The 13075-nt window shown below is 56.6% G+C and carries 13 protein-coding genes; 4 read left to right on the top strand and 9 right to left on the bottom strand.

The features are described from left to right. The first annotated feature begins 31 nt into the window (after positions 1-31). Positions 32-1651, top strand: a complete 1620-nt coding sequence (locus PUZ33_RS22475; RefSeq protein ID WP_062676826.1) for an ABC-F family ATP-binding cassette domain-containing protein — start codon at positions 32-34, stop codon at positions 1649-1651. 46 nt (positions 1652-1697) lie between these two features. On the opposite strand, the gene PUZ33_RS22470 is transcribed toward PUZ33_RS22475, so the two are convergent. After that, positions 1698-1985, bottom strand: a complete 288-nt coding sequence (locus PUZ33_RS22470) for an HTH-type transcriptional regulator (RefSeq protein WP_013094972.1) — start codon at positions 1983-1985, stop codon at positions 1698-1700. A 331-nt stretch (positions 1986-2316) separates the two neighbouring features. Between PUZ33_RS22470 and PUZ33_RS22465 the strand changes: the two genes are divergently transcribed. Further along, the gene (locus tag PUZ33_RS22465; protein WP_013094974.1) at positions 2317-3027 is read left to right on the top strand and encodes a DUF3053 domain-containing protein; all 711 of its coding nucleotides are present in this window, start codon (positions 2317-2319) and stop codon (positions 3025-3027) included. 246 nt (positions 3028-3273) lie between these two features. Beyond that, positions 3274-3486: a transcription antiterminator/RNA stability regulator CspE gene (gene cspE, locus PUZ33_RS22460; RefSeq protein WP_003860775.1), complete on the top strand. Its 213-nt coding sequence runs from the start codon at positions 3274-3276 to the stop codon at positions 3484-3486. Positions 3487-3544: 58 nt separating this feature from the next. Here cspE and ghrB read toward each other — a convergent pair whose 3' ends face one another. The 6 genes from ghrB to PUZ33_RS22430 all read right to left on the bottom strand — a co-directional run bounded on the left by ghrB (position 3545) and on the right by PUZ33_RS22430 (position 9546). After that, entirely contained in the window at positions 3545-4519 is a 975-nt protein-coding gene (gene ghrB / locus PUZ33_RS22455) for a glyoxylate/hydroxypyruvate reductase GhrB (RefSeq protein WP_058681640.1), read from the bottom strand. A 26-nt stretch (positions 4520-4545) separates the two neighbouring features. Next, positions 4546-5826 carry an MFS transporter gene (locus tag PUZ33_RS22450; protein ID WP_013094976.1) on the bottom strand — a complete coding sequence of 427 codons (1281 nt, stop codon included), beginning with the start codon at positions 5824-5826 and terminating at the stop codon, positions 4546-4548. A 115-nt stretch (positions 5827-5941) separates the two neighbouring features. Beyond that, positions 5942-6880, bottom strand: coding sequence for a sugar kinase (locus PUZ33_RS22445; protein ID WP_013094977.1), 939 nt, complete (start codon positions 6878-6880; stop codon positions 5942-5944). Positions 6881-6883: 3 nt separating this feature from the next. Beyond that, positions 6884-7633 carry a sugar phosphate isomerase/epimerase family protein gene (locus tag PUZ33_RS22440; RefSeq protein ID WP_058681641.1) on the bottom strand — a complete coding sequence of 250 codons (750 nt, stop codon included), beginning with the start codon at positions 7631-7633 and terminating at the stop codon, positions 6884-6886. A gap of 104 nt (positions 7634-7737) precedes the next feature. Continuing rightward, positions 7738-8754 (bottom strand): LacI family DNA-binding transcriptional regulator, encoded by a 1017-nt coding sequence (locus PUZ33_RS22435; protein WP_013094979.1) that lies wholly within the window; start codon positions 8752-8754, stop codon positions 7738-7740. A 129-nt stretch (positions 8755-8883) separates the two neighbouring features. Next, positions 8884-9546, bottom strand: coding sequence for an OmpA family lipoprotein (locus tag PUZ33_RS22430; protein WP_013094980.1), 663 nt, complete (start codon positions 9544-9546; stop codon positions 8884-8886). Between the two features lie 164 nt (positions 9547-9710). Here PUZ33_RS22430 and PUZ33_RS22425 point away from each other — a divergent pair, with 164 nt between their 5' ends. Then, positions 9711-12032: a molybdopterin guanine dinucleotide-containing S/N-oxide reductase gene (locus tag PUZ33_RS22425; RefSeq protein WP_072203710.1), complete on the top strand. Its 2322-nt coding sequence runs from the start codon at positions 9711-9713 to the stop codon at positions 12030-12032. Here PUZ33_RS22425 and PUZ33_RS22420 read toward each other — a convergent pair. Next, entirely contained in the window at positions 11995-12441 is a 447-nt protein-coding gene (locus tag PUZ33_RS22420) for an N-acetyltransferase (RefSeq protein ID WP_058681642.1), read from the bottom strand. The genes PUZ33_RS22425 and PUZ33_RS22420 overlap by 38 nt on opposite strands. After that, complete coding sequence (gene tag, locus PUZ33_RS22415) at positions 12419-13000, bottom strand: DNA-3-methyladenine glycosylase I (protein WP_020686549.1); 582 nt, start codon at positions 12998-13000, stop codon at positions 12419-12421. Before tag ends, PUZ33_RS22420 begins: the two co-directional genes overlap by 23 nt. Positions 13001-13075: the final 75 nt, after the last annotated feature.

Below are 13075 nucleotides of genomic sequence, written 5' to 3'. Positions count from 1 at the left end.
GGGGATGTTTTGATTTCATTCAGGAGTGCTTATGGCTCATTTTGCGCAGTCCCCTTCTTTTATTTTGCATCAGGTCACCTGTCAGTTTGCGACGGGCGATATTCTTTTTGGCCCGCTGAACCTCTCTCTGGAGACATCCCTGTGTGCGCTCGTTGGTCGTAATGGCAGCGGGAAAACGCGTCTGCTGCGCATGCTGGCGGGGCTGGATGAACCTGCCAGTGGTCATATTGAGCGTTTTGCCTCACATGTCTATGTGGCACAACAGCAGGATATCTCCCCACAGACAACGCTTGCTGAACTGCTTGGTTATGACGCGATTTTTGCAGCGCGTAAGCGCATCGATCGCGGCGATTACCAGCCTGACGATCTGGAGATGCTCGACGGCTACTGGGATTTAGCAGAACGCCTGAACGAGGCGTTTCTCCAGGCGAAACTGCCACCGTTTGACCCCGATAAACCTGCCGCCGAATTCAGCGGTGGCGAGCGGATCCGTGCCCTGTTGTGCGGTGCATTTACGGCTGAGGCGAATTTCCTGTTGCTGGATGAACCTACCAACCATCTGGATCGACAAGGCCGGGCGTGGTTTTACGACCAGTTGCGCCGTTATCAGGGCGGCGTGCTGGTTGCCTCTCACGATCGTGAGCTACTGGCGCAGGTGCCACGTATTCTTGAGCTGAGCGCCTCCGGGCTGCGCAGCTACGGCGGCAATTATGCAGACTATAAACAGCAACGGGATGCCGAACAGCAGGCTGCCCGCGCGGCGCTGGAGCATGCGGCAACGGAGCGCAAACGCACCCGCGCGCGAATGCAAAAAGAGCATGATGACAGCCAGCGGCGTTCGGCGAAGACCATACGCACGGTCGATACCCTGAATATCGCGTCGTTTGAGCGGGTCAAATATAAAGCGGCGGCAAAAGAGCGTATCGGCTCGTGGAAAAAACAGCACAGCGATCAAAACGATGCGCTGAATGCCGCGGTAAACAAGGCGCGGGAACGGGTTGAAGAAGACGCCCCGATCATGTTTACCCTGCCGGGAAGCCAGATTGCTGAGGGAAAACAGGTGCTGGTGCTGGAGGAACTGCAATTGCCGCATGTCTCACTTCCGCCAATGAACTGGCGGATGGACGGCCCGATGCGCGTGGCGCTCAGGGGGCCCAATGGCTGCGGTAAATCAACGCTGTTAAAAGTCATCCTCGGTGAAACCGCACCCCGTGCAGGCAGTTGTAAGGTATCGGTGACGTGTGCGTATCTCGATCAGCACCTGTCGCAGCTGGATCTGACGCAGTCGGTGATGGCACATCTCAATCTGAGCAATACGCCGCTGGAAGAGGGGACGCTGCGTACCCGCCTGGCACAGCTTCAACTGGGGGCGGATAAAGTCTCACTGCCGCTGGCAGAGTTGAGCGGAGGTGAGCGTCTGAAAGCCGCCCTGGCCTGCGTGTTGTGGCGCGAGCACGCCACGCAGCTTTTACTGCTTGATGAACCGACCAACCATCTGGACCTGGCATCGGTCCAGGTGATTGAAGCGGCGCTGGCCGGTTTCCCCGGAGCACTGCTGGTGGTGTCCCATGATGAAAGCTTTCTGCAAGGGTTGGCGTTAACGCATGAACTGGTGTGGGAGGAGACGGGCTGGCGTTATGAAGGCCTTTAAAACACAAACCCCCGCAAAGGCGGGGGCGGTAATTCACGGTACTGCATCACGCTATCTGTTTGCTGAGTGCAGGGTTGGCCTGAATCAGGCGCATCAGCTTTAACTCGGTTGGCGTGGGTTTCTCTCGTTTCGACTCCCACTCCAGCACCATCGCCACGCTGACACCCATCGCTCTGGCGAATTCATCTGTTTTTAAACCTGTCCCTTTGCGCAATTGCTCATATTCTGTAAAGGGATTGGATTTCTGTTGCAGGGTCACTGTCTGCGGTACATCTTTAAAAATAATCTGTTCCAGGCTGCTCAGCAGCTCAAACTCAGGATCTTTATATTCCATTGAGAACTCCTCTTAAATCACACACCGGGATCAAGAACATCAGAGAGCCCATTAAGAATAGTCCCTAATACAAACGAAGGATCATCACGCTTGTGATTAATCGTGCGGTAACGATCGCTTTATCCGTTTCAGCTATGCGGATAGTTATGCTAATTACCTGATTAACCATATGTCGGCTTCGCCAGGTATTTTTTTGTAAAGAGTAAGAAATAAAATGGCAATAGCCGTTTTGCATGAAAAGAGTATCTTGCAGCGCTGACCTGGACTATCCTTGTCAGCGTTGGGCACGCGTGTGCCGATGTGCGCTTTTTTGGGTGAAAGGAGTAATGAAATGGCGACAGGAAAGTCCTGCTCTCGCTGGTTTGCGCCTATTGCGGCGTTGTTGATGGTTGTTAGCCTGAGTGGGTGTTTTGATAAAGAAGGCGATCAGCGCAAAGCGTTTATCGATTTTCTGCAGAATACAGTGATGCGCAGCGGCGAGCGTTTGCCGACGCTGACTGCGGATCAGAAAAAACAGTTTGGCCCCTTCGTGTCTGATTACGCCATTCTGTATGGTTATTCACAGCAGGTAAGCCAGGCGATGGACTCCGGCATTCGTCCGGTTGTGGATAGCGTTAACGCCATCCGTGTCCCGCAGGATTATGTCACCCAACGTGAACCGCTTCGCCAGTCTAACGGTGCGCTCGGCGTGCTGAGCCAGCAATTGCAGAACGCGAAAATGCAGGCTGACGCGTCACGTTCCGCGCTGAAACAGGGCGACGATCTCAAACCGGTCTTCGACAAAGTGTATGAGAAAGTGGTGACCAAACCTTCGGATGCCCTGCAACCGCTGATCCCCGCCGCGCAGATCTTCACGCAGCAGCTGGTTCAGGTAGGGGATTTTATCTCCCAGCAGGGAACGCAGGTGAGCTTTGTTGCCAACGGTATTCAGTTCCCAACCTCGCAGCAGGCGAGTCAGTACAATACGCTGATTGGGCCGCTGGCCTCTCAGCACCAGGCCTTTAGCCAGGCGTGGAGCGCAGCCGTCGCTGCCACAGAATAAACCGAAAAAACCCCGCTTCAGGCGGGGTTTTTTACTTATGACTAAAATAACGCTTGTCATTCCTCTACCACATCGGTATAACTGTTCGCGTCGGTTTGTTACACAGACCTAAAGCAGTTTAGTAAAGCAGTCCAGATTGTTATCCATAGATACCCTTCGTAGTGACCCTTCCTTCATCGCTTAAAAATCTGTAACGCAACCCATCAAGCCGGAAGGCACAATATATTTGTTAATTAAGGTAATTCTATGTCTGCTAAAATGACTGGTCTGGTAAAATGGTTCAACGCTGATAAAGGTTTCGGCTTCATCACTCCTGACGATGGCTCTAAAGACGTGTTCGTACACTTCTCTGCTATCCAGAACGATGGCTACAAATCTCTGGACGAAGGTCAGAAAGTGTCCTTCACCATCGAAAGCGGCGCTAAAGGCCCAGCAGCTGGTAACGTTGTAAGCCTGTAAGCTTCCAACCCAGTAGCAAAGAATTTAAAAACCCGCCTTCTGGCGGGTTTTTTCGTTTCTACTGTTGAACCTGTGGATTGACGCAGTTTTTCTCCACGTTTCCGTTCAGCGCGGCGATCAGATTATCTACCGCGGTGGCCGCCATGTTGTAACGCGTCTCGTGCGTCGCAGAACCAATATGGGGCAGCGCGACCACGTTAGGCAGCGAAAGCAGCGGCGAATCCACCGGCAGCGGCTCCTGTTCAAACACGTCCAGACCGGCCGCATGGATCTCACCGTTTTGTAGCGCCTCAATTAACGCCTTCTCATCCACGACCGGGCCACGACCCGCATTGATGAAAATGGCGGATTTCTTCATCTTTTCAAACGCCGCTTTGCCAATCAGATGCCGGGTTTCGTCCGTCAGAGGCAGGATCAGACAGACAAAATCCGCTTCCTGCAACAGTGTATCCAACTCGCAATAGCGGGCGTTGAAGCGTTCTTCGGCTTCGCTGTGATGGCGACGCGCGTTATACAGAATCGGCATGTTAAAACCGAAATGCGCACGCTGCGCCAGCGCCAGGCCGATCCGGCCCATGCCAACAATCCCCAGCGTTTTGCCATGAACATCCACACCGAACCAGTCCGGGCCGATGCTTTTTGTCCACTCGCCCGCTTTGACGCGCTCGGCCACCTCCACCACGCGGCGGGCAGTGCTGAGCATCAGCGCCATCAGCGTGTCGGCCACGGTCTCCGTCAGGGCATGTGGCGTATGCATCAGCAGGATGTTGCGCGCGTTGAGGGCGTCCACGTCAAAATTGTCGTAACCCACGGAAACGGTTGAGGTAGCACGAAGCTTCGGCATTTTTTCCAGCAACGCGACATCCACTTTTTCGCTTGAACCCAGCAGGCCTTCGGCCCGGGCGAACGCCCCGGTGTGTTGTGCCACCGTCTCCGGGCTTAGGTTCTTCACCTGCGTGACGGTGAAGTGTTCTTCCAGGCGTTTTTGCAGATCATCAGGCAGTGCTTTATACAAAATGACGGACGGCTTCATGCTTATCTCCGTTGATTTTTAATGATTCAGGCGTGGCGTGCGCCGACGGGGAGTTGTTGATTATTAGCAGGCTTAACAATCAGAGTAAGCCATACTGAGGCGAAAAGCGCCACTCCCATGAAGATGTATGAGGCTGACGGGCTGCCGGTTGCACCGTTCAGGTAACCGACGAACCAGGAGCCGCAGAACGAACCGAGCGCACCCATACTGTTAATCAGTGCCATCGCGCCGCCTGCCACATTACGCGGCAGCATCTCCGGGATGATGGCGAAGAAGGGACCATACGGGGCGTACATCGCCGCACCGGCAATCACCAGCAGCGTATAGGAGACCCAGAAGTGGTTTGCGCCCACGGCCCAGGAGCCGATGAAAGCAAAGGCAGCGATCAGCAGCAGTGGCCAGACAAACAGCTTACGATTTTGCAGTTTGTCCGATGCCCAGGAGACGATGATCATCGCGATAGTTGCCGCCAGATAGGGCACGGAGGAGAGCCAGCCGACTTCCACCATACCGAGATTTTCCCCGCCGCTGCGGATAATTGACGGCAACCACAGTACGAAACCGTACACGCCGATACTCCAGGTAAAATACTGCGCGCACAGCAGGATCACGTTGCGGGAGCGGAAGGCTTCGCCATAGTTACGCACCGCCTTCAGCCCTTGCTGCTCTTTATCCAGCTGCGCCTGCAGTGCGGCTTTTTCATCTTCGGAGAGCCATTTCGCCTGAGCAGGCTTATCTTTTACCAGCACCCACCAGCAGAAGGCCCAGATGATTGCCGGCACCCCTTCGATGATAAACATCTCGCGCCAGCCGAACGACTGGATCAGGTAGCCGGATACCACTGACATCCACAGTACGGTGACCGGGTTACCGAGGATCAGGAAGGTGTTCGCACGGGAACGTTCTGATTTGGTAAACCAGTTGCTGATATAGATCAGCATTGCGGGCATCACCGCCGCCTCAACTACCCCAAGGATAAAGCGAATAGCGGCCAGGGCAGGGATATTATTGACCACGCCGGTAAGCGACGCGCAGGCGCCCCACAGGATCAGACAGACGAAGATCAGCTTACGCACGCTGCGGCGTTCGGCGTAGATCGCGCCGGGGATCTGGAAGAAGAAGTAGCCCAGGAAGAAAAGGGCGCCCAGCAGAGATGAAATACCTTTGGTGATCCCGAGGTCTTCCGTGATCCCCGCGGCGGATGCGAAACTGAAGTTGGCACGATCAAGGTACGCCAGGCTGTACGTGATAAACACGATTGGCATGATGTACCACCAGCGTTTTACTGCATTGGTCGAACTGTTCATAGGCTTGCCTCTGTTGTTGAGGTTGTTACCGCCGTTGTCTGTAGGGTACACGGTGGTTTAATTATATGTGCGGGTCGTTGCCCTCACCCTGGCCCTCTCCCACGGGAGAGGGGATTTACTCGTTAAGCTGCGCGCGCGTCGGCAATCCTTCACTGTCGCCCTGCACCTGAATGGCCAGCGAGCCGATCCAGTTGCCCCGGGCGATGGCCTGCGGCAGCGGTTTGCCTTCCAGCAGGGCGCTAATGACCCCGACGGCAAAGCCATCGCCCGCGCCGACGGTATCGACTACGTTCTCAACCTTTACTGCCGCGACCGCGCCCTGTTCACCATCCGCGGTTTTAAACCATGCGCCATCGGCACCGGTTTTCAGTACCACCGCTTTTACCCCTTTATTCAGGTAAAAATCGGCAATCCCTTCCGGCGTATTTTCACCGGTGAGGATCACGCCTTCTTTCACCCCCGGCAGAACCCAGTCCGCCTGGAATGCCAGACGGTTCAGCTTCTCGACCATCTCCGCCTCGCTTTTCCACAACACTGGGCGCAGGTTAGGATCGAAAGAGATCGTTTTCCCCTGAGCCTTCATGGTGGTCGCGGCATGATCGAGCAGCTCATACGAGCTGGCTGACAACGCGGCTGCCACACCGCTCAGGTGCAGATGGCGTGCACTCGCAAAGTAGTCGGCGTGATAATCTTCCACCGAGAGATGGCTTGCCGCCGACCCTTTGCGGAAGTATTCCACGATGGGATCGGTTCCATTTTCGACTTTAGATTTAAGCTGAAAGCCGGTCGGGAAGCGGCCATCGAGCGTCACGCCTGCGGCATCAATCCCCTCTTTTTTCAGCGAATCAAGAACGAAGTGACCAAAGCTGTCGTCACCCACGCGGCTGACCCAGCCTGTTTTCAGGCCGAGGCGTGCCAGCCCCGTTGCCACATTCAGCTCTGCGCCTGCCACGCGTTTGATAAAGTGCTCAACCGTGCTCAGCTCACCGGTTTCGGTAGCGACAAACATCGCCATGGCTTCACCGATAGTGATCACATCCAGTGTCTTGTGCATGGTTTATTCCTCGCGCAGCAGGTTAACGTAATGCCGGGTGACAGCGGTTAAGTCCGCCCCTTCCAGCGGGAACTCGATCCCGCGTGGGGCATCGGCAGGCAACTGACTGAGCAGGGCCAGCCAGCGCGCATCGGCGCGATCCGGCGCGACGGCGCGGAACTGTGCTTTATGCGGTACGGCGGCTTTCACATGGATATAGCTGACCGCCGGAGCCAGACGGGTTGCCGCTTCTTCCGGCGAGTCGCCGACCCACAGCCAGTTCCCCATGTCGAAGGTCAGCGTGACGGGGAGCGCCATTTCCCGGCAGGCGGCCTGGAAGCGCTGCATCGGCGCAAGCTGGCCGCAGTCGGTCTGGTCGTTTTCCACCACCAGTGCCATGCCGCTCTCATTGAGCAAAGTGCGCAGGGCGGTAAGCGGCCGGGTGCCGCTGAAATGACCCAGGGATACCTTCAGCCACAGCGCGTTGAGCGTGCTGGCTTCGGAAAGGTAGCGGGGAAGGTCGGGGTTGAGGGTACCGTCGGGCATAAACAGGGGGGCGGGGGCGGAATAACACGCCAGCAGGCCCAGCAGCTCAATGGATTCACCCAGCGCAGGCAGCGCCTGTAGCTCTTGGCTGTTGAACAGCTCCCGGCGGATCTCTACGCCGTCGGCACCCGCACCGGCAATCACGGGCAGCATCGCCCGTTGGCCGCCAGCCTGTCGCACCTGATCCGCACCATACGCGGCGGTGACCACCATTATTTTTCTGCCCATTCAGGAACTCCATCAAACGTACATCGATACTATTACGCTAGATGGAACCGGTTCCAAAGAAAAGTTCAGGATGTTGAATTTATGATCGTCATCACAAGGGGAAATTAACGGGCGGTGGAGCCGCGGACAATCAGCTCGCCGGAAAAGACCTGCTCGCGCACGGCATCGCTGATCCCTTCAATGCGACGAACCACTTGTTCAACAGCGGCATAGCCGATTTGCCAGGTCGGCTGTTTGAGCGTGGTGATGCCTACCCCGGCCAGTTCTGCCCACTCCAGTTCATCGAAGCCCAGCAGGCCGATATCGCTGCCCCAGTGCAGGCCAATGCGTTTGAGCGAGCGGGCGACCTGAAGCGTCAGCGCCCCATTGGCCGAAATCACAGCTTTGCGCATCCCGCGATGGCGCGTGTGGAACTGACGCAGGGTATTGTCGAGCTGGTCGGCTTCATGAAGCGGAGTTTCGGCGTTTTCGGCGATCACTCCGGGATAACGCTCCAGGGTGGCACGAAATGCATTCAGGCGCTCGCGACGGGTATTCACCATGCCCAGCGGCTCGCTCAGGAACAGAATTGCTTCGAAGCCCTGTTCGATCAGATGCTCGGTTGCAGTCGTGGCCGCCTGGGTATTATCCAGCCCGACAACGTCGCAGGCGAATTCCGGGATTTTACGATCGATGAGCACCATCGGCAGGGAAGACTGTTGCAGCCGGTTTAACCCTTCCTCGCGCATACCCACGGCATTGACCACGATACCTTCCACCTGGTAGCTGCGCAGCAGATCGAGATAATGCAGCTCCTGGTCCACCTCGTTGTTGGTGTTACAGACCAGCGGGGTAAAACCTTTCTCGCGACAGGCGGCTTCGATACCGCTCAGCACGTTTACCGAGTAGGGGTTGGTAATATCGGCGATGATAAGCCCGATAAGACGGGTACGGCCACGTTTAAGTCCGCGCGCCATGATGCTGGGGCGGTAGTCGAGATCGGCAATGGCCTGTTCAATACGTGCCAGCAGCGCATCGGAAAGCAGGTGTTTCTCGCCGTTGAGATAGCGTGAAATACTGGTTTTACCGGTTCTGGCGGCTTTCGCCACGTCGCTGATGGTGGCCCGCGTTGGTTTGCTCATCACTGAATTCCCTGACTTTAGTGAGAATACCTTAGCGGGAAAATCAACGATGGCAAGTGGTTCATGTCGGGGTGTGCGGTCTGATGCCCTCACCCCGACCCTCTCCCACGGGGAGAGGGGGAAATGCGATTACTGAATTGGACTCAACGTAATCTCAACGCGGCGGTTCTGCGCTTTGCCTTCCGCCGTGCTGTTGCTGGCGATAGGGTTTGCCGGGCCCATACCGCTGGTGCGGATACGGTTCGCTTCAACGCCCTGGGTGATCAGCGAGCTGGCCACGGAATCCGCACGCTGCTGAGACAGACGCATGTTCAGCTCCTGGCTGCCGGTGCTGTCGGTGTAGCCAATCACATTCACGGCGGTCTTGTTGTACTCTTTTAGCACCATCGCCACGCCGGTCAGGGTATTCGCACCGGCAGGTTTCAGCGTTGCGCTGCTGCTGTCGAAGGTCACGTTGTTAGGCATATTCAAGATGATGTTGTCACCGCTGCGCGTGACGCTCACGCCTGTGCCTTTCATTTTGTCGCGCAGCTTCGCTTCCTGCACATCCATATAATAACCCACGCCGCCGCCGAGCGCTGCGCCTGCCGCTGCGCCAATCAGCGCGCCTTTACCGCGGTCTTTTTTGGAGGAGGAGAGCGCACCTACACCCGCCCCGACCAGTGAACCGATACCCGCGCCGATGCCGGATTTACCCGCTTCGCGTTCACCGGTGTATGGGTTTGTTGTGCAGCCAGAAACCGCCAGTGCACCGCTCACCAGAGCGGCAATAACGAGTACGCGTTTTTTCATCTTCTTTCCTTAATCCTTTTTATTCTTTGCCACGACGGACGTGGCAGTTGATTATGACGTCCGGATACGGAGAAAATTCCGGGGATAACTCTGAAATTTGTGACAAACCATAAACGGCCTCAATAACAAGACCGTAAACCTGCACGCAACCAGGAGCACACGCTTTGAGCACCTCAACAAAAACCATTCTGACCGCCGCCCACTGGGGGCCGATGCTGGTCGAAACCGACGGCGAAAATGTCCTGTCTTCCCGTGGGGCATTGCCAACACAACACCCTAACTCTTTACAGACCGTCGTTCGCGATCAGGTGCACAGCAAAACCCGTGTGCGCTGGCCGATGGTGCGTAAAGGATTTCTGGCTTCGCCGGACAAGCCGCAGGGCATTCGTGGTCAGGATGAGTTTGTGCGTGTGAGCTGGGATGACGCGCTGGCGCTGATCCACGCCCAGCACAAGCGCATTCGCGACAGCTATGGGCCTGCATCCATTTTTGCCGGCTCTTACGGCTGGCGTTCTAACGGCGTACTGCATAAAGCATCGACATTGCTGCAGCGCTACATGAGCCTGGCCGGCGGCTACACGGGCCATCTGGGGGATTACTCCACCGGCGCGGCGCAGGCGATCATGCCGTACGTCGTCGGCGGTAATGAGGTTTATCAGCAGCAGACCAGCTGGCCGCTGGTACTGGAGCATACCGAGGTGGTGGTGCTGTGGAGTGCCAACCCTCTCAACACGCTGAAAATTGCCTGGAATGCTTCCGACGAGCAGGGTATTGGCTATTTTGATGCGCTGCGCAAGAGCGGTAAGCGCATCATCTGTATTGACCCCATGCGCTCTGAAACCCTGGATTTCTTTGGTGACAGTGCCGAATGGCTCGCCCCGCATATGGGTACTGACGTGGCGATGATGCTGGGTATCGCCCACACGCTGGTAGAGAAGGGCTGGCACGACGCCGACTTCCTCGCGCGTTGCACATCGGGCTTCGACAAATTCGCCGATTATCTGACGGGTAAAACGGATGGTGTTGCCAAAACGGCAGCGTGGGCAGCCGATATTTGTGGCATTCCGGCTGACAAGCTCCGTGAACTGGCCGCGTTGTTCCATGAAAACACCACGATGTTGATGTCCGGTTGGGGCATGCAGCGCCAGCAGTTTGGCGAGCAAAAACACTGGATGCTGGTGACGCTTGCCGCGATGCTCGGGCAAATTGGTACGCCGGGCGGCGGGTTTGGGCTCTCTTATCACTTCGCCAATGGCGGCAACCCCACCCGTAAAGCCGCCGTGCTGGCCTCCATGCAGGGATCGGTGAAGGGCGGCGTTGATGCTGTGGATAAAATTCCGGTGGCGCGTATTGTTGAAGCCCTGGAAAACCCGGGCGGGTTTTATCAGCATAACGGTCTGGACCGCCATTTCCCGGATATTAAGTTTGTCTGGTGGGCGGGCGGGGCGAATTTCACGCACCATCAGGATACCAATCGTCTGATCCGCGCCTGGCAGAAGCCGGAGCTGGTGGTGATTTCGGAATGCTTCTGGGCCGCCTCGGCCAAACATGCTGATATCGTGCTGCCGGCCACCACCTCGTATGAGCGTAACGATCTCACTATGACCGGTGACTACAGCAATCAGCATATGGTGCCAATGAAGCGCGTGGTGGCACCGCGTGATGAAGCGCGGGATGATTTTGACGTATTTGCGGAACTGAGCGAACGCTGGGAAGCGGGCGGTCGCGAGCGTTTCACCGAAGGGAAAACCGATCTTGAGTGGCTGGAAACGTTCTATCAGATTGCCGCTCAGCGCGGTGCGGCCCAGGGGGTGACGCTGCCGCCGTTTGCGGAGTTCTGGGAAGCGAACGCGATTTTCGAAATGCCGGAGAGCGAGCAGAACGCGCAGTTTGTCCGTTTCGCCGATTTCCGTCGCGACCCGGAGAACCATCCGCTGAAAACCGAGAGCGGAAAGATTGTGATTTACAGTGAGCGCATTGCCCGCTTTGGGTACGCGGATTGTCCTGCGCATCCCACATGGCTTGAACCGGATGAGTGGCACGGCAATGCCCAGCCGGAGCAGCTCCAGGTGTTATCCGCGCACCCCGCGCATCGTCTGCACAGCCAGCTTAACTATTCGTCGCTGCGCGAGCAGTATGCGGTCGCCGGGCGGGAGCCGATCACGCTTCATACTGCAGATGCGAAAGCGCGCGGGATTGCGGATGGCGATCTGGTGCGCGTCTGGAACCATCGTGGGCAGGTGTTGGCCGGAGCGGTGGTGAGCGACGGAATCAAACCAGGCGTGATCTGCATCCACCAGGGCGCGTGGCCGGACCTGGACGAGAGCGGTATTTGTAAAAACGGTGCCGTTAACGTACTGACCAAAGATCTCCCCAGCTCGAAGCTGGGGAATGGCTGCGCAGGCAACACGGCGCTGGCATGGGTTGAGAAATATCAGGGCCCCGAGCTTACTCTGACGGCGTTTGATCCGCCTGCCAGCTCATGATCCACGTCGGGTGTTGGGTGTCATCCTGCCAGGCACTGTCTTCGATGCGAAAGCCCTGAGCATGGTAGAAATTCACCGCCCGGACATTTTTTTGATACACCTCCAGGCTTAAATGCGGGAAGCGCTGTTGAACGTGGTTCAGCAGCGCGCGTCCGATGCCTTTGCCGATGTGCGCCGGTGCGACAAATAGTGCGCCGACAAACTGAGACTGCATCACGCTGATAAACCCGTAAGGTTCGCCATCCTGTTCCCAGACCCAGGTTTCGGCCGACGGCAGATAAACGTCCCGCACCATGGCTTCGTTCTCTTTCCAGTAGCTCGCCTCAATAAACGGATGCGCTTCCGTGGTACTTTCAAGCCATAGGCTCAACAGCGACGCGGTATTCTCACTTTGCCATTTGCGGATCATGATGGCCTCCCGGATGACAGAAGCAGCCGGTAACATGGTCATTGACCAGGCCACAGGCCTGCATAAAGGCGTAGCAGATGGTGGAGCCGACAAACTTAAAGCCGCGTTTTTTCAGCGCTTTCGAGAGTGCGTCCGAGGCCGGAGTCGAGGCGGGAATTTCCGCGAGCGTGGCGGCCTGCGTGATTTGCGGATCGTTATTCACAAACGTCCAGACAAACTCTGAGAACGATTCACCGTTTTGTTCCATTGCCAGGTAAGCGCGTGCGTTACCGATAATGGCCTGGATCTTACCGCGATGGCGGATGATGCCTGCATCCTGCACCAGTCGCTCCACGTCGTCGTCGGTCATCGCGGCGACCCGGACGGGATCGAACTGATGAAAGGCATTGCGGTAGTTTTCGCGTTTCTTCAATACCGTAATCCATGACAAACCCGCCTGCTGACCCTCCAGGCAGATCATCTCGAAAAGTTTTTTGCCGTCCGTTTCCGGCACGCCCCATTCCCGATCGTGATAGTCGATATAGAGCTGATCCTGGCTTACCCAACCGCAACGTTGCATCGGTTATCTCCCTTATGACACGGTTATCGCAAAAATTTCATTCCGTCAGGCTTGACGTGTGACCTGTAAAGACAA

The organism is Enterobacter cloacae complex sp. 2022EL-00981 (assembly GCF_028737495.1).
In the GTDB taxonomy this organism is placed as follows: Bacteria; Pseudomonadota; Gammaproteobacteria; order Enterobacterales; family Enterobacteriaceae; genus Enterobacter; species Enterobacter cloacae.
Note: the sequence above shows the minus strand (reverse complement) of the source record. Positions and strands in the feature narration are given on the sequence as shown.